Here is a 24,082-nt window from a genome sequence, read left to right on the forward strand (position 1 = left end):
CGCGCTCGTCTCAAAGCGCCCGCTGAGCACCTTCGCGGTGATGCGCCGCGATGCGCGCCATCACCGCTCGCCCAATGCGGGATGGCCGGAAGCGGCGATGGCGGGGGCGCTGGACGTGCGGCTTTCGGGGCCGCGCAGTTATGGCGGCGGCATCCGCGACGAGCCCTGGCTCAACTTTGAGGGTCCCGATCCGCAGGCGGCGGATCTCCAGGCCGGGCTCGCGCTCTATCGCCGGGTGATGATCGCACTGGGGGCGCTCCTCGTCGCCACGGCGCTGCTGCTTGCTCTCGCGTGAAGGATTGCGCAGAAAGGGCGCCATGACGGCTGATCACCAGCATATCCGCGATCACGGCGGCGATCTCGATCGCGCGCGGGCGGCCTATGGCGGCGCGGCGGGCGCCTGGATCGACCTCTCCACCGGCATCAACCGCGTACCCTATCCAATGCCGGCGCTGGCCCCCGCTGATCTGTGCGCCCTGCCGCAGCGCGATGCGCGTGATGATCTGATCGCAGCCGCGCGCAAGGCTTACGCGACCCGCGCCGCGATCCTGCCTCTCGCCGGCGCCCAGGCCGCGATCCAGCTCGTTCCCGCTCTGGTGAGGGAACGCGTGGCCGGGCCCGGCGCCATCGATGCGCGGGTCGTGGCGCCGACCTATAACGAACATGCCGGCGCGCTCACCGGGGCGGGCATCGCTGTGCGCGCGGTCGCGGCGCCCTGCGATCTCGCCGGGGCGGATGTCGCGGTCGCGGTCAATCCCAACAATCCGGATGGACGCGAATATCCGCCGGCGGAGCTCATCGCACTGGCGAAGAATGTCGGCCTGCTCGTGATCGATGAAAGCTTCGCCGATGCGATGCCGGAGCTGTCGCTGGCGCCGCATCTCGGCGAGGGCGCGCCGGACAACATCCTCGTCCTGCGCTCCTTCGGCAAGTTCTACGGACTTGCCGGCCTGCGGCTCGGCTTCGTGCTGGGCGCCGCACCGCTGATCGCCCGCCTCGAGAGCATGGCCGGGCCCTGGGCTGTTTCCGGCCCGGCCATCGCGGCGGGGCGAATTGCCCTGCGGGATGCGCCCTGGCGCGCGCGCAGCATCGCCCGGCTCGCTGAGGATTGCGCCCGTCTCGACGCGCTCGCCATCGCAAGCGGCTGGGACCTCGTCGGCGGCACTGCCCTGTTTCGCACCTATACGATCCCCGGCGGGGCGGCATCAGCGCAGGACGCGCTTGCCGGTCATCACATCTGGAGCCGCGTCTTCCCATACGCTGACGACTGGCTGAGGCTCGGTTTGCCGGGCGATGAGGCGGAGTGGCGACGGCTGGGGGAGGCGTTGCGTTGAGGCCAGTCAAAAACCCTTCTCGCATTCGCGCCGGTTTCGCGCGCCTGCCCGAGCGGGTAATCAGCTGCAACGCCCGCAATCCGAGGATGATCCCGTGACGCTTTCCGCCGCTTCGCCTTACGCCTCCCGCCGCTCGCCGGTTCTGGCGCGCAACATGGTCGCGACCTCGCAGCCTCTCGCGGCGCAAGCCGGGATCAGCATGCTCGGGCGCGGCGGAAACGCTGTCGATGCTGCGCTGGCGACTGCAATTACGCTGACTCTTGTCGAGCCCACCGGCAACGGGCTGGGCAGCGATGCTTTCGCCATTGTCTGGGACGGCAAGGAATTGCACGGGCTCAACGCGTCCGGCCGCTCCCCCGACGCCTGGAATCCCGAGCGCTTCCCCGATGGCATGCCCGAGCGCGGCTGGGAGAGCGTCACCGTGCCCGGCGCCGTCAGCGCCTGGGTGGATCTCTCGCAGCGTTTCGGCAAGCTGCCCTTCGAGACCCTGTTCGAGCCGGCCATCCGCTACGCGCGCGACGGCTTCCACGTCTCCCCGGTGATCGCCGCGCTCTGGGCGCGCGGGGCGGAACTCCTGGGTAAGCAGCCCGGTTTCGCGGAAGGCTTCATGCCGGGCGGGCGGGCGCCCATGGCTGGCGAATTGTTCCGCTTCCCGGCCCTGGCCGCGAGTCTCGAGCAGATCGCGCAGACGCGCGGCGAGGCCTTCTATCGCGGGAAGCTGGCGGAAAAGATCGCGGCTTTCGCCCGCGAGCACGGCGCGGCGCTCACCCTTGAGGACATGGCCGCGCACGAGAACGACTGGTGCGGCACGGTGCATGCCTCCTATGGTGACGTGGCGCTGCACGAGATCCCGCCCAACGGCCAGGGCATCGCCGCTTGCATGGCGCTCGGCATGCTCGAACATTGCGATCTCGCCGGCCACGCCCCCGACAGTGTCGCGGCGCTGCATTTGCAGATCGAGGCGATGAAGCTCGCCATGCGCGATGCGGAGGCTTACGTCGCCGATCTCTCGGCCATGCAGGATGTGCGCGTCGAGGATCTGCTCGCTCCGGCCTATCTGAAGGCGCGTGCGAAGCTGATCGACCCGGCCCGCGCCACGGATTTCGGTGCCGGCGCGCCCCGCCATGGCGGCACCGTCTATCTGACGGCGGCGGATGAGAGCGGCATGATGGTCTCGTTCATCCAGTCGAACTATGCCGGCTTCGGCTCCGGTGTGGTGGTGCCCGGCACGGGGATCTCCTTGCAGAATCGCGGCTACGGCTTCGTCACGACGGAAGGCCACCCCAACCGGGTCGGCCCGCGCAAGCGCCCCTTCCACACCATTATTCCCGGCTTCCTGATGAAGAACGGTACGCCCGAGATGAGCTTCGGCGTGATGGGCGGGCCGATGCAGGCGCAGGGCCATATCCAGATGACGCTGCGCACGCAGCTCTGGGGCCAGGATCCGCAGGCCGCCGCCGATGCGCCGCGCTGGCGCGTCACCAACGGACTCGGCGTCGCCGTCGAATCCTCGGCGGGGGCGGATGTGCTGGCCGGGCTCGCCGCGCTCGGCCATGCCGTCACCAGCGAGGAGCCGGAATCGAGCTTCGGCTTCGGCGGCGCGCAGCTGATCCAGCGCATCGAAGGCGGCTATATCGGTGGTTCCGATCCGCGCAAGGATGGCTGCGTCATCGGTTTCTGAAGGCGCGGCCCGAGAGTGTTCCGTGCGTCATTGGCAGGTGGGTTTTCGTGCCTGCGCGCAACCATGCGCGGCAATCGTCGTGTTTCGACAAATGACCCGCCAAATGGCCTGATTGCGGGCGTTTCGGGATCAGCCGACCCCGAAACCGGCGCGACGGGCCCTGCGATGGCGCCGCGAGGGCCATGACGGGCTTCGACTTTCGATGGATTTGGTAATTTGCCCCAGTCCGTCTGGGTTTTTGTAGCCCGTCGCAGATCACCGTTTCGCGCTATCCTTGAAACGGGCGCCGCTTTCGGCGGGCGTCTTATGCTCCGGCCTGCGGGCAAGGTGGAGCACGGCAGAAACGGGGAGAAGCGCCATGGCCGAAATCTCCGGGCAGCTCGAAGGCCCTCTCACCCTCGAATGTGATCTCGTCATGCGCGGGCGCGTCAAGGGCACCGTCACGGTGCCCTCCGGCTCGCGTCTCGATCTCGAAGGGGTGATCATGGGAGATCTCGTTGTCGAGGAGGGCGGTGCGGCCATCGTCCACGGGGCGGTGGCCGGGACGCTGGTCAATCACGGCGGTGACGTGGAAGTGCGCGGCACGGTCAATTGCGTGCATGATTACGGTGACCGGCTCACCCGATTCGGGCGCGATGCCAAGGTCGGTTTCGACCGTGCCAGGGCGGCGAAGACGGCGTCCGGACCGGTCCATGGCTGAGGCGCCGCTTCAAGCGTCCGATCACGGCAGAGCCAGAACGACGATCCCGAGATTGAGCGCGCTGGCATAGGCCACCCAGAGCGCGTAGGGCACCATCAGCCATGCGGCGATCCGGTCGAGGGGCCGAAAGGCGACGATCATGGCGAGGATCAGCGCCAGTAGCACAGCGATCACGATGAGCCCGAAAGGCGGACTCTGCAGCGTGAAGAAAGCGATGCTCCACAGCGCGTTGAAGCAAAGCTGCAGATAGAACAGCGTCATTGCGCGATGCCTGGGCCGGGAGGGCTGCAGGCCGAGCACGCGCCATGCGGCGACCATCATCGCCAGGTAAAGAACCGTCCAGACCGGCCCGAAGAGCCAGTCCGGGGGGGTGAAGAAGGGGCGCTCCAGTTCCTGATACCAGGCCATGCCCGGCGCCGTCGCAATCCCGGCGACCGCCCATGCGGCGAGGACGGGCAGGATGGCGGCGGCAAGACGGACCCATCGCGAGGGCGGCTTTTTCCCGACAAAATCCGCACCCTGGCTGGTTTCGCTTTCACTGGATACCTGCACGGTTCCGCTCCTCTCATTGCATACTCATGATTGGCCGGATGCGATCTTTTGGCTCGCCGCATGACGGCTTACAAACCGACGGCGCATAAAAGCGCATCGCTTCCCCGCGCAATCTGTTGTAATCGCCGAGCACATGCGCACCGACAAGAGACCGGAACGGGACCCATCATGACCGACGACAGCTTTTCGCGCCGCAGCCGCACCGTCCAGGCCCTGGGCCGGATCGATGAGACAACGCGCGCCGTCGTCCCTCCGATCCATGTGGCGACCACGTATATTCGCGATCCCGACAATGCCTATTCCTCCGGCTATGTCTATGGCCGCCCCGACAATGCCACGATCCGCGAAGCCGAAGACGTCCTCGCCATGCTCGAGGAGGCGCATGGCGGAGCAATGCTGTTCGGCTCCGGCATGGCGGCGGCCACCGCCGTCTTCCGCGCCCTCGATCCGGGCGATCACGTGGTGGCGCCGAAGGTGATGTACTGGGCCCTGCGCCACTGGCTCGCCGGCGAGGCCACCCGCTGGGGGCTGCGCATCGATTTCGTCGCGACCGAAGACCCGGATGCCCTGCGCGCGGCGGTCATCCCCGGTGAGACGAAGCTCGTCTGGGTGGAGAGCCCTGCCAATCCGCTATGGAGCGTCACCGATATCGCGCAGGCGGCAGGCATCGCGCATCAGGCCGGCGCCCGGCTCGCCGTCGATTCCACCTGCGCCTCGCCGGTGCATACGCGCCCGCTGACGCTGGGCGCCGATATCGTGATGCATGCGGCGACGAAGATCCTCAACGGCCATTCCGACGTGGTGGCCGGGGCGCTCGCCTTCGCTGGCCAGGATGTGTTTACCGATCGCGTTGCCGGGATTCGCAAGGGCGAGGGCGCGATTCTCGGGCCGTTTGAGGCCTATCTGCTGATTCGTGGCATGCGCACCCTGCATCTGCGGGCCGAGCGGCAGGCGGCGAGCGCGCTCGCGCTGGCCGAGCGCCTGCAGGCCCATCCGGATGTGGCGCAGGTGCTCTATCCTGGCCTGCCCGATCACCCCGGTCACGCCACCGCCGCGCGCCAGATGGAGCACGGCTTCGGTTTCATGCTCTCGATCCGCGTGCGCGGCGGGGCCGCAGCTGCGATCGCGACGGCGGCGCAGATGAGATTGTGGAAGCGCGCCACCTCGCTCGGCGGGGTCGAGAGCCTCATCGAACACCGCGCCTCGATCGAGGGAGAGGGCACGCCCTGCCCGGATGATCTTCTGCGGCTTTCCACCGGAATCGAGGATGAATCCGATCTCTTCACCGATCTCGACCGGGCCTTGCGCGCCGCCCATGCCTGAGGCCTGCTCCGGTCAGGCCTCGGCATCGCTGCCGCCGCCCCATTCCGGATCGGCGAGCACGTCCCGGGTGTGCTCGCCGAGGCGCGGGGAGGGCGTCTGTGCCGTCATGCGGGTGCCGTCGATCACCATCGGCGAGGCGACGCCGGGGATCATACCGCCCTGCGCGGCGGGTGCCGGAAGCGCGACCTGCATGCCGCGCGCGATGATGTGGGGATCGACGAAAACATCCTCGACCGTGTTGATCGGCCCCGCCGGCACGCCGACGCGCTCCAGCGCGGCCAGCAGATCGGCGCGGGTGAAGCGGCTGGTCGCAGCCGTGATGATGGCGGCGATATCCTCGCGATGGTTCACGCGGGAGGTGTTGTCGGCAAAGCGCGGATCAGCTGCGGCCTCTGCCAAACCGATCACTTCCATCAGGCGCTGGAACTGGCCGTCATTGCCGGTGGCGATGATCACGTGCCCGTCGCTCACCGGGAAGACCTGATAAGGCACGATATTGGGATGCGCATTGCCCATCCGCGTGGGCGAGCGACCCGAGACGAGGAAGTTCATCGCCTGGTTGGCGAGCACGCCGGTGAGGCTGTCGAGCAGCGCCATGTCGATATGGGCGCCTTCGCCCGTCTGGTCGCGCTTGCGCAGGGCCGCCTGGATGGCGACGACGCCGTAGAGACCCGTGAAGATGTCGGCGAAGGCGACGCCGATCTTCTGGGGCTCGCCTTCCGGATCGCCGGTCAGATCCATGATGCCGCCCATTCCCTGAATCAGGAAATCGTAGCCGGCGCGCGACGCATACGGGCCACTCTGGCCGAAACCGGTGACGGAGCAATAGATCAGACGCGGATTGACTGCCTTCAGGCTCTCGTAATCGAGCCCGTATTTCTTCAAGCCCCCGACCTTGAAATTCTCGACCAGGATATCGGCATTGGCCGCGAGACGGCGGATGATCTCCTGGCCTTCTTTCGTGTCGAAGGCGACGGCGATGGAGCGTTTTCCGCGATTGCAGGCATGAAAGTACGCCGCAGAGAGATCCGTGCCGTCGGCGCCTTGCAAGAAGGGCGGGCCCCAGGCGCGGGTATCGTCACCTTTTTCCGGACGTTCGACCTTGACCACATCCGCACCGAGATCGGCCAGCGTCTGCCCGATCCAGGGGCCGGCCAGGATGCGCGCGAGCTCCAGCACGCGGATGCCCTTCAGCGGCTTGTCCTGCGTACCGGCTCCGAGGATTCCGTCATCGTTCATGGCTCACATCCCGCAGATGGCGCCGGCGGCGCTTTGCTTTCGATCGTGCTCCGCCCCTAGCATTTCCGGTCCCGGCTGGATACGCAGCCGCGCGCCAGATCGATTGCGCGGTTTGCCCCATCCGCGTGCCCGCGCATCGCCGGGCGTGCGCGAAAACGGCTTCGCCTGCTTCGACAAAGCCGGTAAGGTCTGCGGCAGTTTTACCTGATCCTTCGCGGAAACCCGCTGCATGAGCATACCCACGCCGACGCAGACAGCCAGCATCGAACCGGGCCAGATCGGCGCCTTCGCCGCGCTTGTCGCCGGAGCCGTGGCGATGGGTGTCTCGCCGGTCTTCGTGCGCTTCGCCGCTGCCGATATCGGCCCTTTCGCCAGCGCCTTCTGGCGAGTGTTTCTGGCTTTGCCGGTGCTCTATGCCTGGATGCGCATCGACGAGGCGCGCCATCCCGGCCTTGCCGGGCGGGCATCCTGGACAAAAGCGACGGTCTTTGCCGGGCTCGCCTTCGTTGGGGATCTGATCTTCTGGCATCTGGCCATTCTCAATACCACGGTGGCGAATGCGACCTTCTTCGCGACCACCGCGCCGCTCTTCGTCATCCTGATTTCCTGGGCGGTCCTACGCGTCACCATAGCGCGCTCGACGCTCGTGGGGCTCGCCCTGTGCATGCTCGGCGGCGCGGCGCTGATCGGCCAGAGCATGCAGATCGCACCCGAGCGCCTCGCGGGAGACGTTTACGGTGTGATCACGGCCTTCTTCTTCGCGCTGTATTTTTTGGGCGTCGAGAAGGCGCGGCGCTCCGGTGGCAGTGCCGGGCGGGTGACATTCGAGCTCAGCCTGGTGACGGCGGCGGGACTGTTCGTCGTCGCCATCATCGCCGAGCGCCAGATCCTGCCGACGACGCCGGAAGCGATCGCGGCGCTCGTCGCGCTCGCCTTCATCAGCCATGCGGGCGGGCAGGGGCTGCTCTCAGTGGCTTTGGGGCGTCTGCCTGCGGTATTTTCCTCGCTGGTGATCTTCATTGAGGCAGTCGCGGCGGCTCTGTTCGGCTGGCTCATCCTCTCGGAAGCGCTGACCTTGATTCAGGCCATGGGCGGCGCGCTGATCCTCGCCGGGATCTTCGTCGCCCGTCCGCGCCGCAACCGCCCGCCATTGCCGGCAAGAGAAGTGCCTTGAGACAAGAGAAGTGCCTTGAGACAAGAGAAGTGCCTTGGGAAGAGAAGCAGCTTGAGCAGCGAAACACCGCGCGCAGCGATACGTCCTGAATCGCGCGCGAGAACAACCCGGAGGCCGCATGATGCCGACATCCTCCCGTGAGAAGCTGCGCTGCATTTTCGATGCCGCCGTCGCAGCCGCGCATCCGCAGAGCTGCCTGCCGGCACATCTGCCGATCGCACCGTCGCGGGGGCGCATCATCGTGCTCGCCGCCGGCAAGGCAGCCGCCAGCATGAGCGAGGTCGCGCTTGCGCATTATCGTGATGCGGGCGTGGACGATGCCCGCATGACCGGGCTTGCCGTCGCCCGCCACGGTTATGGCGGGCAGGCCGGGCCGATCAGGGTCGTCGAGGCCGGGCATCCTGTTCCTGATGAAGCGGGAATTGCGGCGACGCGGGAGGCCCTCGCGCTGGCTGGATCGGCAGGGCCACAGGATCTCGTGCTTGTGTTACTCTCCGGCGGTGGCTCGGCCAACTGGATCGCGCCGGCTGGCGGCATCGATCTCGTGGAAAAACAGGCGATCACCCGCGCGCTTTTGCGCTCCGGCGCGCCGATTGATGCGATCAACACTGTGCGCAAGCGTCTGTCGCAGATCAAGGGTGGGCGGCTCGCGCGGGCAGCGGCGCCGGCGCGGATGGTGACGCTGGCGATCTCCGACGTGCCCCGCGACGATCCCGCCGTGATCGCCTCCGGCCCGAGCGTGCCCGATCCCACGACCCATGCGCAGGCCCGCGCCATCATCGCCCGCTATGGCGTGGCGCTTTCCGACGCGGCCGAGGCTTTGATGCGCGATGATGCGCCCGAGACGCCAAAACCCGGCGATCCGGTCTTCGATAATACCGCTTTCAGCATCGTTGCCCGCCCGCAGGAGGCGATGGATGCCGCCTGCGCGCAAGCGCGGCGCTTCGGCTATGAGCCGGTCCTGCTCGGCGCCGATCTCGAAGGCGAGGCGAGCGCCGTCGCGGCAGCCCATGCGGGGGAAGTGCGCGATATCCGCCGGGCGGGGCGGCGCGTGGCGCTGATTTCCGGGGGCGAGCTCACGGTGACGATCAGGGGGGAGGGGCGCGGCGGTCCGAATCAGGAATATGCGCTGGCGCTCGCCATCGCCCTAGACGGGCTGCCGCGCGTGGCGGCGCTTTCCGGCGATACCGACGGCACGGATGGCGGGACCGGCGCGGCGGATGATCCTGCCGGCGCGATGATTGATGACACCACATTGTCACGTGCCCATGCAAAAGGGGTCGACGCGCAAACGTATTTGTTGGACAACGATTCGACGGGTTTCTTCACGATTCTCGACGACCTGTTGATACCGGGGCCGACACGAACCAATGTCAACGACTGCCGCATCATCCTCATCGATTGATCCGTCCCTGCACCGGCGCATGCGCTCGGGTCCATGCCGCGCGAGCCGACCAATCCTGCGTCTCATCGCCGTGATGGCCTTGATCGCAGGCAGCCTGCCTTTCCTGGCCGTGCCGGCTCACGCCGATCTGCGCCTGTGCAACATGACCGGCAGCCGCGTCGGCATTGCCATCGGCTACCGTGATCCGCAAGGCTGGGTCACGGAAGGCTGGTGGAATTTCGAGGCGCGCGAATGCGAGACGATCTTCGCCGGTGCCCTCACGGCGCGCTACTATTACGTCTATGCCGTCGATTACGATCGCGGCGGGGAATGGGGCGGGCGCTCGTATATGTGTACCCGCGAGCGGGAATTCACCATTCGTGGCATCAAGGATTGTCTTGTGCGCGGCTATGATCGCAACGGCTTCTTCGAGGTTGATACCGGCCAGCAGCGCAGCTGGACGATCCAACTCACCGATCCTGACAGGCAGGGAGCGCCGTCGCCATGAAACGTTTGAGACGCACCAAGATCGTGGCGACCCTTGGCCCGGCTTCGAACACGCCGGAGATGGTGGAGAACCTGCATCGCCTGGGTGCGGACGTGTTTCGCATCAACATGAGCCATCTTGATCGCGGGCAACTGGCGGCGCAGGTGGCGATGATCCGCGAGGTGGAAGCGCGTGTGCATCGTTCGATCACGGTGCTTGTGGATCTGCAGGGCCCGAAGCTGCGTCTGGGGCGCTTTACTGGCGGCGCGGCGGAGCTTGCACAGGGGGCGCATTTCACCCTCGACGACAATGACAGCCCGGGCGACACGTCACGCGTATACCTGCCCCATCCCGAGATCCTCTCGGCGCTGGAGCCCGGCCATACGATACTGATCGATGACGGCAAGTTGCGGCTTGAGGTTGAGGAGGTCGCGCCCGGCCATCGGGCGAGAGCGGTGGTGCGTGTGGGCGGGAAGGTTTCCGACCGCAAGGGCGTCTCGCTTCCCGATACGACGCTGCCGCTTGCGGCGATGACCGACAAGGACCGCGCCGATCTCGAAGCCGCGATCGAGATCGGGGTGGACTGGATCGCGCTCTCCTTCGTGCAGCGCCCGGAGGATATCGCCGAGGTCAAGAAAGTGGCGCGCGGGCGTGCGCAGGTTCTGGCCAAGCTGGAAAAGCCGCAGGCGCTGGCGCGGCTCGACGAGATCATGGATGTCTCCGACGCCATCATGGTGGCGCGCGGCGATCTCGGCGTGGAGATGCCGCTCGAGAAGGTGCCCGGCCTGCAAAAGCGCATCACCCGCAATGCGCGGCGCGCCGGCAAGCCGGTGATCGTGGCGACGCAGATGCTGGAATCGATGATCACCGCGCCGGTGCCCACCCGCGCCGAGGTCTCCGATGTTGCCACCGCCGTGTATGAGGGCGCGGATGCGGTAATGCTTTCGGCGGAAAGCGCGGCGGGGCAATATCCGCAGGAGTCCGTCGCGCAGATGAACCGCATTGCGGAGGAAGTCGAGCGCGATAATCTCTACTGGACCATCATCAAGGCGCAACAGGCCGAGCCGGAGGCGACGGGGTCCGACGCGATCGCCGCCGCAGCCAACGGCATTGCGGCGACGCTCGGCATCTCCACCATCGCGGCCTGGACGTTTTCCGGCGCGACAGCGCTCCGGCTCGCCCGCGAGCGCCCGGATTCGACGATTCTGGCCCTCACACCGAAGCGCGAGGCGGCCCGCCGGATCAACCTGGCCTGGGGGATCCATGCGGTGGTCACTCGCGATGCCAGCGATGTCGACGACATGACCTTCCGCGCCTGCAAATTCGCCGTGCGCTCGGGCCTCGCCAAGGTCGGCGAGCGCATCATCGTCATCGCTGGCGTCCCCTTCGGCACTCCCGGCGCCACCAACATGATCCGCATCGCCTTCATCACCGAAGAGCACGCGGCGGCGGCGTGAGGGGAGGCAAGCGGTGATCCCCGACGGGGCGCCGCCTTGGCATCGATATAGCCCCCCTTGACGCCACCCTGGCTCCCCATTGGCTCCCCCTTGGCGCCGCCTTGTCGCCGCCTTGTCGCCGAAATCGCGCCTACGAAAAAAGCGGCGGATCACTCCGCCGCTTTCTTATTGAGCAAGGTGCCGCAGCTTACTCCGCTGCCGCCTTCACGTAATTGGCCGGGTCGTAGTTGAGCACCGGCGCCAGCCAGCGCTCCATCTCCTCGATATCCATGCCCTTGCGCATGGCGTAATCCTCGACCTGGTCGCGCTCGACCTTGGCAACACCGAAATAATACGATTCCGGATGGCCGATATAGAGGCCGGAGACGGAGGAGCCGGGCCACATGGCCTTGCTCTCGGTGAGCTCCACGCCGATGCTCTTTCGCGCGTCGAGCAGTTCGAACAGCGTGTCTTTCTCGGTGTGATCGGGCTGGGCGGGATAGCCCGGGGCCGGGCGGATGCCGGCATAGCCCTCGGTGATCAGTTCCTCGTTGGAGAGCGATTCGTCCGGCGCATAGCCCCAGAACTCCTTGCGGACGCGCTGGTGCATGCGCTCGGCGAAGGCCTCGGCGATACGATCGGCCAGCGCCTTGACGAGGATCGAACCGTAATCGTCGTTGGCGCGCTCAAAGCGTTCGGCGATGCGCACTTCCTCGAGCCCCGCCGTGACCACGAAGGCGCCGACATAATCCTTCACGCCGCTATCTTCCGGCGCGACGAAGTCCGACATGCAGACATTGGGACGATCACCGCGCTTGGTGAGCTGCTGGCGCAGACCATGGAAGGTGGCCAGCGTCTCCTCACGGCTCTCGCCCTTGTAGAGACGGATATCGTCACCAATGCTGTTCGCCGGCCAGAAGCCGATCACCGCCTTGGGATTGAACCAGCGTTCCTCGACAATCTTCCTGAGCATCTCCTGCGCATCGTCGAAGAGCTGGCGCGCCACCTCACCCTGCTTCTCGTCCTGAAGGATATCGGGATAGCGCCCCTTCAGCTCCCAGGTCTGGAAGAAGGGCGTCCAGTCAATATAGGGCACGAGATCGGCGACATCGTAGCTGCGGAAAACGCGCGGGCCGAAGAAGCTCGGCTTTACAGTCTCATAGCCGCTCCAGTCGATCTTGACCGGGTTGGCGCGAGCCTTGGCCAGCGGCAGGCGCTGCTTGTCCATCTCGGCGCGCGCATGCGCATCGGCGACCTTTGCGTATTCAGTCTGGATACCCTCGATATAGGGTTTGCACTGGTCTTCCGAGAGCAGGTTGGAGACCACCCCCACCGCACGGCTGGCATCGGTGACGTAGATCGCCTGACCGCGATTATAGGAGGGGTGAATCTTCACCGCCGTATGCACGCGACTGGTGGTGGCGCCGCCGATCAACAACGGGATGTCGAAGCCCTCGCGCTCCATCTCGGAGGCGACATTCACCATCTCGTCAAGGGAGGGCGTGATCAGGCCCGACAGGCCGATCACGTCGACATTGTGCTTTTTGGCCTCGTCGAGGATCTTGGCGGTGGGCACCATCACGCCGAGATCGATGACCTCGTAATTGTTGCAGGCGAGCACGACGCCGACGATGTTCTTGCCGATATCATGCACGTCCCCCTTGACGGTGGCCATCAGGACCTTGCCTGCGGCTGATTGCTGATCGAGCCCGGCTTCTTCCTTTTCCTTCTCCATATAAGGCATGAGATGGGCCACGGCCTGCTTCATCACGCGGGCGGATTTCACCACCTGCGGCAGGAACATCTTGCCGGCGCCAAACAGATCGCCGACCACGTTCATGCCGGCCATCAGCGGCCCCTCGATCACGTGGAGCGGGCGCTCGACATTCAGGCGGGCCTCTTCGGTGTCCTCGACGACATATTCCGTGATGCCGTTGACCAGCGCGTGTTCGAGGCGCTTCTCGACGGGCAGCTTGCGCCATTCGAGATCCTGTACCTTGACCGCGCCGGAGCCGTCACCCTTGAAGCGCGCAGCCGCGTCGAGCAGGCGCTCGGTCCCGTCCTTGCGGCGATTGAGGACGACATCCTCGCAGAGTTCGCGCAGTTCCGGATCGAGGTTCTCGTAGACCCCGAGCTGGCCGGCATTGACGATGCCCATATCCATCCCCGCCTTGATGGCGTGATAGAGGAAGACGGTGTGCATCGCCTCGCGCACGGGCTCGTTGCCGCGGAACGAGAAGGAGAGGTTCGACACGCCGCCCGAGATATGCGCATGCGGCAGGGTCTCGCGGATGGTGCGCGTCGCCTCGATGAAGTCGTTGCCGTAATTGTCGTGTTCCTCGATCCCCGTCGCCACGGCGAAGACGTTGGGGTCGAAGATGATGTCTTCCGGCGGGAAGTCGATCTCTTCGGTGAGGAGCTTGTAGGCGCGGGTGCAGATCTCGATCTTGCGCGCCGCCGTGTCCGCCTGGCCTTCCTCGTCAAAGGCCATGACCACGACCGCCGCGCCGTAATCGCGGCAGATGCGGGCATGTTTGAGGAATTCCTCCTCACCTTCCTTCATCGAGATCGAATTCACGATCGCCTTGCCCTGCACACATTTCAGGCCAGCTTCGATGACGTGGAACTTGGAGGAATCGACCATGACCGGCACGCGCGAGATATCGGGCTCGGCGGCGGCGAGGTTGAGGAAGTCCACCATGGCCTTCTCGGAATCGAGCAGCCCCTCATCCATGTTGACGTCGATCACCTGAGCACCGTTGGCGACCTGGTCGCGGGCGACGTCGAGAGCGGTGTCGTAGTCACCATTGGTGATCAGCTTGCGGAATTTCGCCGAGCCGGTGACGTTGGTGCGCTCGCCCACATTGACGAAGGGGATGTCCGGCGTGAGCGTGAAGGGCTCGAGGCCCGACAGGCGCAGCCAGGTCTTCGGCTTGACGATCTCGCGCGGCTTCTTGCCGGCGACCGCCTCCGCGATGGCGCGGATATGATCGGGCGTGGTGCCGCAGCAGCCGCCAACGATGTTGACGAGACCGGCATCGGCGAATTCCGCGAGCATGCCCGCCGTCGCTTCCGGGCGCTCGTCATAGAGGCCGAATTCGTTGGGCAGGCCCGCATTGGGATAGGCGCAGACGAAGGTGTCGGCGATGCGCGAAAGCTCGGCGATATGCCCGCGCATCTCCTTGGCGCCGAGCGCGCAATTGAGCCCGATCGTGAACGGATCGGCATGACGCACCGAGTTCCAGAAGGCCTCCGGCGTCTGTCCAGACAGGGTTCGGCCCGAAAGGTCGGTGATCGTGCCCGAGATCATGATCGGCAGATCGACGCCCTTCTCGTGGAAGACCTGGCGGATCGCCACGATCGCGGCCTTGGCGTTGAGCGTGTCGAAGATGGTCTCGATCAGGATCAGATCGGAGCCGCCATCGACGAGGCCCCGCACCTGCTCGGCATACGCGTCGCGCACTTCGTCAAAAGTGACGGCGCGAAAGCCGGGGTTGTTCACATCCGGCGAGATCGACAGGGTCCGGTTGGTCGGGCCGATGGCGCCGGCGACAAAGCGGCGACGCCCATCCTTGTCCTGCGCGATCCCGGCAGCGGCGCGGGCGACCCGCGCGCCTTCCAGATTGAGCTCGTAGACGATCTCCTCCATGCCGTAATCGGCCTGCGCGATACGCGTGCCGGAAAACGTGTTGGTCTCGACGATATCCGAGCCTGCGAGGAAGTAATCCAGGTGGATGTCGCGGATCGCCTCGGGTTGCGACAGGATCAGAAGGTCGTTGTTGCCCTTCTGGTCATGCGCGTGATCCTTGAAGCGCTCGACGCGAAAATCCTCCTCGGAGAACTTCTTGTCCTGGATGGCGGTGCCCATGGCGCCGTCCAGCACCAGAATGCGCTCGGACGCCGCCGCGCGCAGGGCTTTGCGGACCTCTCGACCATCGGCGTGCTTGATCTGCGACATGAAATCTTTCCCGGTTTGTTGTACGGCGAACGGTCGGTCATGCCCGACCGCTGCATTTCGTGAATGTGTGAGCGTAGCGCGCCTTACGCGGCGTGCTGCAAGGGCTGATCGGGGCGCATGCCGAGCAGATGGCATACGGCATAGACGAGATCAGCCCGGTTCATCGTATAGAAGTGGAAATCCTCCACCCCCTCGTCGATCAGCCCGATGACCTGCTCCGCCGCAACGGCTGCCGCGACCAGCTTGCGGGTCGCGACATCGTCTTCGAGTCCCTCGAAGCGCGCGGCGAGCCAGTCGGGCACGCTCGCCCCGGTGCGTTTGGCGAAATTCGCCGTCTGCTTGAAATTTTGTACCGGCACGATACCCGGCACGATCGGGATGTCGATCCCCCTGGCGCGGACCTTGTCGAGATAACGCAGATACAACTCGTTATCGAAGAAGAACTGAGTGATCGCCCGCGTCGCGCCGGCATCGACCTTGCGCTTGAGCGCATCGATATCGGCATCAAGGCTCGCGGCATCGGGGTGCTTCTCGGGATAGGCCGAGACCGAGATCTCGAAATCGCCGACCTTGCTGATGCCCTCGATCAGGTCCCAGGAGGTGGCATAGCCGCCCGGATGCGGCGCGTAAGCCGTACCCGGGCCCTCGACCGGATCGCCGCGCAGGGCCACGATGTGGCGCACGCCCGCATCATGATAACCCTTGACCACCTCGTCGACATCATCACGCGTGGCGGCCACGCAGGTCAGATGCGCCGCAGGCTTGAGATCCGTCTCCTTGACGATGCGCGACACGGTATTGTGCGTGCGCTCGCGGGTGGAGCCGCCGGCGCCGTAGGTCACGGAAACGAAAGTCGGGCCGAGCGGAGCCAGACGCTCGATGGACGACCACAGGGTCGCCTCCATTTCCGGCGTCTTGGGCGGGAAGAACTCAAAAGAAACCGAACGAAACGGCGTGCCGTCGGTAGCGCGCGAGCGAGCTTGCATCAGGCGACCTCTCTGTTTTTTGATTGTACGGGCCAGTCAGTCCGCACGCGGCGGTCCTGGCCCAGCCAGATTGAAACGGTAAGCGCATCCCTGATCCCCTCGGGCGGGGGCAGGTCGCGGGTGAAGGCGCAGTCGAGACCAGCTTCATCAAGCCAGTCGCCGATCTGCTCATGCGAGAAGCCGAGGCGGCGATGCGCCTGCTTCTCGCGCAGGAATTCGAGCCCGTGCGGGGCGAAATCGACGATCAGCATGCGCCCGCCCGGCGACACGAGACGCGCCGCCTCGCGCAGGGCGCGGGCCGGATCGTCGAGATAGTGCAAGACCTGATGGATGATCACCAGATCGAAGGCGTTTTCCTCGACCGGGGGCGCATGGATGTCGCCCTGGCGCAGTTCGACCCGCCCGACGCCGGCCTTCTCCAGATTGGCGCGCGCCACCGAGAGCATGGCATGGCTCGCGTCGAGGCCGACCGCACGGCGTGCGAGCGGCGCGAGGCGCCCGAGCATGCGCCCGGTACCGGTGCCCAGATCGATCAGGTTGAGAACCGGTTTCTCGCCGATCACCTCGGCAACGGCCTTCTCGACATCACATTCCGCCGCATGCAGCGAGCGCAGCTCGTCCCATTTCGGCGCGATGCGTGCGAAATAGGCCTGCGCCGCTTCTGCGCGCTGGCGGCGCTTGGCCTGAAGTCGCGCCTTGTCGGCGGCAATATGCCGGTCGGCGCCGTCGAGGGCATCGAGCAGCGGATGCAGCAATTGCGTCGCGGTCGCCCTGTCCGCGAGCCGGAAAAAGGCCCAGGCCCCTTCGCGGTGGCGCTCGACGAGACCCGATTCGACCAGCAGCTTGAGGTGGCGCGAGATGCGCGGCTGCGACTGCCCGAGAATGTCGGTAAGATCCGATACGGACAGCTCCCCCGCAGACAACAGCGCGAGGATCCGCAGGCGCGTCTCCTCTCCCGCCGCGCGCAGAGCGACGAGTGCTTCGTTCATCGAGAGGTTCTGTTCTGGTCGCATCATCCACCGTTCCATCCATATCGTCCCGGGGAGTTGATATGGTGCGATTGAGATATAAAGATATCTTTATATTAAAACGATCGGAGCATCAAGAGGGAATGTCGGAACTGAAGAATGCGCCGGAATGTTGCCTTGATGCATCATGAATCAGAAAGCCGTTACCGGGTGATTTACCAATCCTGCGCTATTGGCTATCGCAGTGCCGCAGGAATGCGGTCTGGAGACAGACGGCTTCGACGGGCGGGTGTGAGCGGAATTATCATGCAGCGTAACAATCTTGATATGAGTCTGGCGAATGCCGGTATGCGAAGCGGCCCGGCGCCGTCCTTCAAGCGTGCCGCGATGGGTTTCGCTGCTTCGATCACCGCCCTGTGCGTGGCCGCTTTCTTTCTCGGCAGTCTCTGAATCGGCCTCCGAACGATGCGGATTCGCTGGTCATGGCGGCGAATCGCGCCTTGCAACGTCTCAGATGGTTTTGTCGACCAGCCCGAGGAAGCCGTCGACCATGGCCTCCTGCGTGGCAAAGGACGTGACCAGCCGGTAGATGCCTTCATCCGGGCCCAGCGCATCTTCGGCGGCGAGATTCGTCGCCGTCCAGGGATGGAAGGCGCAGCCCTGTCCGCGCAGCGCCTCGGCCTGCGCATGCTTCATGATCACGAAGACCTCATTGCCCGCACGCTGCCAGGCGAGACGCAGGCCCTGCGCGGTGAGCCCGTCAGCGAGGCGGGCGGCCATGGCGTTGGCGTGGCGGGCATTGTCGCGCCAGTGATCATCATCGAGATAGCCCTTGAACTGCGCCGCGAGAAGCCTGCCCTTGGACAGCGTATGCCCACCGCGCTTGCGCAGCCAGGGCATCGCCTTCGCGTCCTTCGGATCGAAGAAGATGATGGCTTCCGCAGCGAGGCAGCCGTTCTTGGTGGCGCCGAAGGTGAGCACGTCGATCCCCGCCTGCCAGGTCATCTGGGCCGGCGTGCAGCCAAGACTTTCCAGCGCATTGGCGAAACGCGCCCCGTCCATATGCACCTTCATGCCGTTGCGATGGGCGATCGCCGAGAGCGCGGCGATCTCGTCGCGGCTGTAGGCCGTGCCGCATTCGGTCAGCTGCGACAGGCTCAATGCCTTCGGCGGCATCTGCTTGACGCTGGATGAGAGACCCGCCAGCCAGTTCTCCAGGATCTCCGGCGCGAGCTTTGCCCCCGTGCCCGGCAGTCCGGCGAGCTTGGCCGCATGCATGAAGAACTCCGGCGCACCGCATTCATCGTCGATCACATGCGCCTCACGATGGCAGATGCACAGCCCCCAGGGCGGTACCAGCGCGGAGAGTGCCAGCGCATTGGCGCCGGTCCCGGTCGCACAGAGAAAGACGGCGACCTCGCGCTCGAAGATCGCACCGAGCCATGCCTCGATCTCCTGCGTCAGCGGATCGTCGCCATAGGCCGGCAACGGTCCGGCATTGGCCTCGACCAGGGCCCGCAGCACGGGCTCGCTGGCCCCCATGATGTTGTCGCTGGCGAAATTCATCGTGATCGTTCCTCGTGATGTGCGCCGCGACAGGTGAGCCGGCCCGACCCGGCCCGTCAAGCCGCGAGAACCGATTGCCGGGTGGGAAAGCTTGCGGGTTTCGCGCAGATCATGGCGGTGCGGCGTGATCTTTTTCGCATCTGCTGCGTTGACCCATACAAGCCGCAGCGCGGCAGAAATGGAGATCATCATGTCCTGGAACAAACCGGACCCGGAAACCAATGCCCCGCATTCGCATGATGCCGAGAAGCCCGACCCGGTGAAATCGGCCCCGATTCCGATTGGCAAGAAGCATGAGGATATGAAGGACGAGGCGGAGCGCCATAATGACGAACGGCCGCGCGATGAGGAATCCGGCCCGATTGCGGGGCGTCCCAAACGCTCCGAGGAGGATGTCGACGAGGCGCTGGAAGACACCTTCCCGGCCTCGGATCCGCCTTCCTTCAACCGCACCACCGGGGCCGGAAGCAGCTGACCGGCTTTGCGTGATGCGCTCAGCTCGTGCGCAGAAGGGGCTCCAGTGCCCCGCGCGTCGTGTCGGGGATCGGGAAGGGTTTGCGCTTGGTCTGATCCATCACAACGCAGACACCTTCGGCCTCGGCGACGAGCGTGTCCGCGCTCATGATCTTCTGGCGGACGCGCAGGGAAGAGCGGCCCAGATGTTCGAGCCAGGTCGCGGTCAGCGCCTCGCCCGGATAGAAGGCCTCGGCCTTGAAGTCGATGGCGATGCGCGCGATCACGAAGAAGGTATTGCCCGGCAGGTGCGGGGTAACGCGCTTGCGGAAATAATCCACCCGGCCCGATTCGCACAGGACGGTGAAGACCGAATTGTTGAGATGGCCGTTATCGTCCATGTCGTTGTAGCGCAGGATGTCGCGCGTCACGAGCACGCGTTCATCCGCGATCAGCGCCTGCCAGTCTTGCGTACCGAACGTGCTCATGGCTGTTCACTCTCCCGATCGTGCCAGACGGTCATGCCGTCACGCACAATTCTCTACCGTGAAGGCCGGTACCGCTCCATACGCATTCGCGCGCGCCGGATCAGGCGACTTCGCGGCTCTTGTCCGCCCGCTTGCGCACGGTGGGATCGAGCAGGACCTTGCGCAGGCGGATCGATTTCGGCGTGACCTCGACCAGCTCGTCATCCTGGATCCAGGCGAGTGATCGCTCCAGGGTCATGCGGATCGGCGGTGTCAGGCGCACGGCCTCGTCCTTACCGGTCGAGCGCACGTTGGAGAGCTTCTTGCCCTTGAGCACGTTCACTTCGAGATCGTTCTCGCGGTTATGCTCGCCGATGATCATCCCCTGATAGACCTTCCAGCCCGGCTCGATCATCATCGGGCCGCGATCTTCCAGATTCCACAGGGCATAGGCCACGGCCTCGCCGTTGTCGTTGGACATCAGCACGCCGTTGCGCCGCCCGGCAATCTCGCCCTTGTAGGGCTCATAGGCCTTGAACAGGCGGTTCATGATGGCGGTGCCGCGCGTATCCGTCATCAACTCGCTCTGATAGCCGATCAGCCCGCGCGTCGGCGCGTAGAAGACCAGCCGCTGGCGGTTGCCGCCCGACGGTTTCATCTCGACCATGTCGGCCTTGCGCTCCGACATCCGCTGCACGACCACGCCAGCATGTTCCTCGTCGACATCGATCACGACTTCCTCGATCGGCTCGAGGCGCTCGCCGGTCGCCTCGTCCGTCTTGAAGACGACGCGCGGGCGCGAGACGGCGAGTTCGAAACCCTCGCGGCGCATGGTCTCGATCAGGATGGCGAGCTGCAATTCGCCGCGCCCCGAGACGAAGAAGCTGTCCTTGTCGGCAGACTCCTCGATCTTGAGCGTGACATTGCCCTCCGCCTCCTTGATCAGGCGGTCGCGGATCATGCGGCTCGTCACCTTGTCGCCCTCGGTACCCGCGAGCGGGCTGTCATTGACGATAAAGGACATCGTGACGGTGGGCGGGTCGATCGGCTGGGCGGGGATCGCCTCTTCGACCGAGAGATCGCAGAAGGTGTCCGCCACAGTGCCCTTGGTCAGACCCGCGATGGAGACGATGTCGCCCGGCTCGCCGAGCTCGATCGGCTGGCGCTCGATGCCGCGGAAGGCGAGAATCTTGCTCACCCGGCCCTGCTCGATGGTCTTGCCGTCCTGGCCGATCACCTTGATCGACTGGTTGGGCTTCACCGTGCCGGCGGTGATGCGCCCGGTGATGATGCGCCCAAGGAAGGGGTTGGCTTCGAGAATGGTGCCGAGCATGCGGAACGGTCCCGCCTCGGCCTCGGCCTCGGGGACATGCGCGAGCACTTGGTCGAACAGGGGAGCGAGCCCCTGGTCGCGCGGGCCTTCGGGTGCCGCCGCCATCCAGCCGTCGCGGCCAGAGCCGTAGAGGATCGGGAAATCGAGCTGCTCGTCGGTGGCGTCCAGCGCGGCAAAGAGATCGAAGACCTCGTTGATCACCTCGATATGGCGCTCGTCCGGACGGTCGATCTTGTTCACGGCGACGATCGGGCGCAGGCCGATCTTCAGCGCCTTGGCGACGACGAATTTCGTCTGCGGCATCGGCCCCTCGGCGGCATCGACGAGCACGATCGCGCCATCCACCATGTTGAGGATACGCTCGACCTCGCCGCCGAAATCGGCGTGACCGGGTGTGTCGACGATGTTGATCCGCGTGTTCTTCCAGACCACCGAGGTGGCCTTGGCGAGGATGGTGATGCCACGCTCCTTCTCCAGATCGTTGGAATCCATCACGCGTTCGGCGACGCGCTGGTTCTCGCGAAAGGCGCCCGACTGGGCGAGGAGCTGGTCAACGAGAGTGGTCTTGCCATGGTCGACATGGGCGATGATCGCGATATTGCGCAGTTTCATGAAGCGTCCGCCTGAAGAAGATATCGGTCCGAAAGATCTTCGCCCGACGACCTGCGGCGGGGCGTTTTAGCCACCTTCACGCAATGCATACAGCCATGCGACGTCGGGATGTTCGGACCTTTCGCAGTGCAATACGTGTTTTGGGCCTGCGTTGCAAGGATTTCCGCGCGTTGAAAGCGCATTGCTTCACTTGACGCAGAGGCCGGGATCAATCACCCGTGATCGGGAACAACAGCACGCGCGCGCAGACGGCGATATCACCGACGCGCCCGGCACTGATCGAGGACAGGCAGATGGCTGACGACAAGGCTTTCAGGGACAATCCGCAGCTCGCAGCCGCGCTCGGCGCGGCGGAAAAGCACTATGACGGTGCGCTGGGGCGCCTGTTCGACTGGCTGCGCATTCCCTCGATCTCCACCGACCCCGCCTATGCCGAATCCTGCCGCGAGGCGGGATCCTGGCTGGTGCGCGAGCTGGAGGAACTCGGCTTTGAGGTGTCCCTGCGGGAAACCCCCGGCCACCCGGTGGTGCTCGGCCATTACAGAGGCGAAACCGGCGGGGAGAAACGCCCGCATGTGATGTTCTATGGCCATTACGACGTGCAGCCCGTCGATCCGCTGGAATTGTGGCAGGAACCGCCCTTCGAGCCGCGCATCGCGACGATCCCCTTCGACCGCAAGGTGATCGTGGCGCGTGGCGCTGCCGACGACAAGGGCCAGGTGATGACCTTCATCGAGGCCTGCCGCGCCTGGAAGGAAGCCACCGGCACGCTGCCCGTCGACGTCACCGTGCTGGTCGAGGGCGCCGAGGAGGACGGTTCGAAGCATCTGCCGGAATTCGTCGAAGCCAATCGCGCCGAACTCGCCGCTGATCTCGCGCTGGTCTGCGACACCACAATGTGGAATTCGATGACCCCCGCGATCACCATCTCCCTGCGCGGGCTGGTCTATTGCGAGGTGGTCGTGCGCGCCGCCGATCGCGATCTGCATTCCGGGATGTTCGGAGGCGCTGCGCGCAATCCGATTCACGTTCTGTCGAAAATCATCGCCGATCTGCACGACGAGAACGGCGCGGTGACGCTCGCCGGTTTCTATGACGGCGTGGCCGAGCCGCCGGCGGATGTGCGTGCGCAATGGGAGAAGCTCGGGCTGACGCCGAAGAAGTATCTCGGGCCGATCGGCCTGAGCGAACCCGCCGGGGAGCGTGACCGGATGCTGATCGAGCAGATCCAGTCCCGCCCGACTTGCGATGCCAACGGCATCATCGCCGGTTATACGGGGGAGGGGACAAAGACCGTGATCCCGTCGCAGGCGAGTTGCAAGGTCTCCTTCCGCCTCGTGGGTGATCAGGATCCGGAGGCGGTCGCGGCGGCTTTCCGGGCGCATGTGGAGGCGCGGATCCCCGCCGATTGCTCGGTCGAGATCATCGAGCACAAGGGTTCTCGGGCGATCGCGCTGCCCTATGACATGCCCGCCCTCGATGCGGCGCGCGAAGCGCTCGCGGATGAATGGGGCCGAGAGCCGGTGGTGATCGGCAATGGCGGTTCGATCCCGATCGTCGGCGATTTCAAGCGTACGCTGGGACTCGATTCGCTGCTGATCGGTTTCGGCCTCGACGATGATCGGGTGCATTCGCCCAACGAGAAATACGATCTCGTCAGCTTCTACAAGGGCACCTGCTCCTGGGTGCGCGTGCTCGCGGCTATGGCTAAGCGCGGGGTCTGAGGCAGCGCGGGGTCTGAACGGGCGGATCCGATCAGCCTGGCGCATCGGCGCGGGGAAACCCGTCAGTGCGCCTGAGCGCCTCGCCGAGCATCATCCCGGCGCAGACGGCGACGTTGAGCGAACGCATCCCCGGCGCCAGTGGAATGCGGATGCGCGCGTCGCACGCTTCATGCACGTATTCGGGTGCGCCAGCCGATTCGCGGCCCATGACGATTGCGTCATTCGCGCCATAGCTGAAATCGGTATAGGGTACGGATCCTTGCACCGTGGCGAGCACCAGCCGCAGGCCGTTCGCGCGGCTCCAATCATGGAATGCGCGCCATGAGGGGTGGCGAATGATCTCCACGCGATCCAGATAATCCATACCGGAGCGCCTGAAATGGCGGTCGGAGACGTCGAAGCCGGCGGGCTCCACGATATCAACCGCGACCCCCAGACAGGCGGCGAGGCGTATCATGGTTCCGGTATTCTGCGGAATATCGGGTTGGAACAGGACGAGCCGCATCGGCGATGTCTCCGGTGAAGATCAGGCGTCGGGCGCAAGAGCGCGATGGTTATCGTCGCGCCTCAGCGCCGGCGCAAGCAACAGGAAAAAGACCATGCTGGAGCGCGCCGAGCGCCGCATCGACCCCTTTGCCCCCTTCGACCGGGAGGAGACTCCACCTGACCGGGTGAGTGCATTTGCCTGGCATTATCTGCGCCCGG

At 65.4% G+C, this 24,082-nt stretch carries 21 protein-coding genes; 12 read left to right on the plus strand and 9 right to left on the minus strand.

Going from position 1 to position 24,082, the window contains the following annotated elements:
• The 4 genes from VKP01_RS16505 to VKP01_RS16520 form a co-directional block, all read left to right on the plus strand.
• A partial coding sequence (locus VKP01_RS16505) for a cobalamin biosynthesis protein (protein ID WP_324414240.1) occupies positions 1-295 on the plus strand: 295 nt, incomplete at its 5' end.
• 43 nt (positions 296-338) lie between these two features.
• On the plus strand, positions 339-1,334 hold the full coding sequence (cobD, locus tag VKP01_RS16510; protein WP_324414258.1) for a threonine-phosphate decarboxylase CobD: 996 nt from the start codon (positions 339-341) through the stop codon (positions 1,332-1,334).
• Between the two features lie 154 nt (positions 1,335-1,488).
• Positions 1,489-3,015: a gamma-glutamyltransferase family protein gene (locus tag VKP01_RS16515; protein WP_324414259.1), complete on the plus strand. Its 1,527-nt coding sequence runs from the start codon at positions 1,489-1,491 to the stop codon at positions 3,013-3,015.
• Between the two features lie 358 nt (positions 3,016-3,373).
• Positions 3,374-3,715 carry a polymer-forming cytoskeletal protein gene (locus VKP01_RS16520; RefSeq protein ID WP_324414241.1) on the plus strand — a complete coding sequence of 114 codons (342 nt, stop codon included), beginning with the start codon at positions 3,374-3,376 and terminating at the stop codon, positions 3,713-3,715.
• A gap of 21 nt (positions 3,716-3,736) precedes the next feature.
• On the opposite strand, the gene VKP01_RS16525 is transcribed toward VKP01_RS16520, so the two are convergent.
• Positions 3,737-4,267: a TspO/MBR family protein gene (locus VKP01_RS16525; protein WP_324414242.1), complete on the minus strand. Its 531-nt coding sequence runs from the start codon at positions 4,265-4,267 to the stop codon at positions 3,737-3,739.
• 168 nt (positions 4,268-4,435) lie between these two features.
• On the opposite strand from VKP01_RS16525, the gene VKP01_RS16530 reads away from it, so the two are divergent.
• Complete coding sequence (locus VKP01_RS16530) at positions 4,436-5,590, plus strand: PLP-dependent aspartate aminotransferase family protein (RefSeq protein WP_324414243.1); 1,155 nt, start codon at positions 4,436-4,438, stop codon at positions 5,588-5,590.
• A gap of 12 nt (positions 5,591-5,602) precedes the next feature.
• Here the strand turns inward: VKP01_RS16530 and VKP01_RS16535 are convergent, their stop codons facing one another.
• Positions 5,603-6,829, minus strand: coding sequence for a CaiB/BaiF CoA-transferase family protein (locus tag VKP01_RS16535; RefSeq protein ID WP_324414244.1), 1,227 nt, complete (start codon positions 6,827-6,829; stop codon positions 5,603-5,605).
• Between the two features lie 229 nt (positions 6,830-7,058).
• Between VKP01_RS16535 and VKP01_RS16540 the strand changes: the two genes are divergently transcribed.
• The 4 genes from VKP01_RS16540 (at position 7,059) to pyk (ending at position 11,331) form a co-directional block, all read left to right on the plus strand.
• Positions 7,059-8,003 carry a DMT family transporter gene (locus tag VKP01_RS16540; protein WP_324414245.1) on the plus strand — a complete coding sequence of 315 codons (945 nt, stop codon included), beginning with the start codon at positions 7,059-7,061 and terminating at the stop codon, positions 8,001-8,003.
• A gap of 118 nt (positions 8,004-8,121) precedes the next feature.
• The gene (locus tag VKP01_RS16545; RefSeq protein ID WP_324414246.1) at positions 8,122-9,408 is read left to right on the plus strand and encodes a glycerate kinase; all 1,287 of its coding nucleotides are present in this window, start codon (positions 8,122-8,124) and stop codon (positions 9,406-9,408) included.
• A gap of 73 nt (positions 9,409-9,481) precedes the next feature.
• On the plus strand, positions 9,482-9,895 hold the full coding sequence (locus tag VKP01_RS16550) for a DUF1036 domain-containing protein (RefSeq protein WP_324414247.1): 414 nt from the start codon (positions 9,482-9,484) through the stop codon (positions 9,893-9,895).
• Positions 9,892-11,331, plus strand: coding sequence for a pyruvate kinase (pyk, locus tag VKP01_RS16555; protein WP_324414248.1), 1,440 nt, complete (start codon positions 9,892-9,894; stop codon positions 11,329-11,331). The genes VKP01_RS16550 and pyk overlap by 4 nt, the downstream gene beginning before the upstream one ends.
• Positions 11,332-11,518: 187 nt before the next feature.
• On the opposite strand, the gene metH is transcribed toward pyk, so the two are convergent.
• From metH to VKP01_RS16570, 3 genes are all read right to left on the minus strand, one after another.
• A complete protein-coding gene (gene metH, locus VKP01_RS16560) occupies positions 11,519-15,268 on the minus strand; it encodes a methionine synthase (RefSeq protein WP_324414249.1) in 3,750 nt (1,249 codons plus the stop codon).
• 83 nt (positions 15,269-15,351) lie between these two features.
• Positions 15,352-16,254 carry a methylenetetrahydrofolate reductase [NAD(P)H] gene (gene metF / locus VKP01_RS16565; protein ID WP_324414250.1) on the minus strand — a complete coding sequence of 301 codons (903 nt, stop codon included), beginning with the start codon at positions 16,252-16,254 and terminating at the stop codon, positions 15,352-15,354.
• Positions 16,254-17,267: an ArsR/SmtB family transcription factor gene (locus VKP01_RS16570; RefSeq protein ID WP_414706600.1), complete on the minus strand. Its 1,014-nt coding sequence runs from the start codon at positions 17,265-17,267 to the stop codon at positions 16,254-16,256. Before VKP01_RS16570 ends, metF begins: the two co-directional genes overlap by 1 nt.
• Positions 17,268-17,528: 261 nt before the next feature.
• Here VKP01_RS16570 and VKP01_RS16575 point away from each other — a divergent pair, with 261 nt between their 5' ends.
• Positions 17,529-17,672, plus strand: a complete 144-nt coding sequence (locus tag VKP01_RS16575) for a hypothetical protein (protein WP_324414252.1) — start codon at positions 17,529-17,531, stop codon at positions 17,670-17,672.
• 60 nt (positions 17,673-17,732) lie between these two features.
• Here the strand turns inward: VKP01_RS16575 and VKP01_RS16580 are convergent, their stop codons facing one another.
• On the minus strand, positions 17,733-18,788 hold the full coding sequence (locus tag VKP01_RS16580; protein ID WP_324414253.1) for a low specificity L-threonine aldolase: 1,056 nt from the start codon (positions 18,786-18,788) through the stop codon (positions 17,733-17,735).
• A gap of 190 nt (positions 18,789-18,978) precedes the next feature.
• On the opposite strand from VKP01_RS16580, the gene VKP01_RS16585 reads away from it, so the two are divergent.
• On the plus strand, positions 18,979-19,263 hold the full coding sequence (locus VKP01_RS16585) for a hypothetical protein (RefSeq protein WP_324414254.1): 285 nt from the start codon (positions 18,979-18,981) through the stop codon (positions 19,261-19,263).
• 19 nt (positions 19,264-19,282) lie between these two features.
• On the opposite strand, the gene VKP01_RS16590 is transcribed toward VKP01_RS16585, so the two are convergent.
• Together VKP01_RS16590 and typA are read right to left on the minus strand one after the other, a co-directional pair.
• Entirely contained in the window at positions 19,283-19,729 is a 447-nt protein-coding gene (locus tag VKP01_RS16590; RefSeq protein WP_324414255.1) for a thioesterase family protein, read from the minus strand.
• Positions 19,730-19,829: 100 nt separating this feature from the next.
• A complete protein-coding gene (gene typA, locus VKP01_RS16595) occupies positions 19,830-21,653 on the minus strand; it encodes a translational GTPase TypA (protein WP_324414256.1) in 1,824 nt (607 codons plus the stop codon).
• 293 nt (positions 21,654-21,946) lie between these two features.
• Between typA and VKP01_RS16600 the strand changes: the two genes are divergently transcribed.
• Positions 21,947-23,377: a M20/M25/M40 family metallo-hydrolase gene (locus VKP01_RS16600; RefSeq protein WP_324414260.1), complete on the plus strand. Its 1,431-nt coding sequence runs from the start codon at positions 21,947-21,949 to the stop codon at positions 23,375-23,377.
• Positions 23,378-23,408: 31 nt separating this feature from the next.
• Here VKP01_RS16600 and VKP01_RS16605 read toward each other — a convergent pair whose 3' ends face one another.
• On the minus strand, positions 23,409-23,882 hold the full coding sequence (locus tag VKP01_RS16605; RefSeq protein WP_324414257.1) for a tRNA (cytidine(34)-2'-O)-methyltransferase: 474 nt from the start codon (positions 23,880-23,882) through the stop codon (positions 23,409-23,411).
• Positions 23,883-24,082: the final 200 nt, after the last annotated feature.

This window comes from Saliniramus sp. (genome assembly GCF_035311605.1).
GTDB lineage: Bacteria > Pseudomonadota > Alphaproteobacteria > Rhizobiales > Beijerinckiaceae > Saliniramus.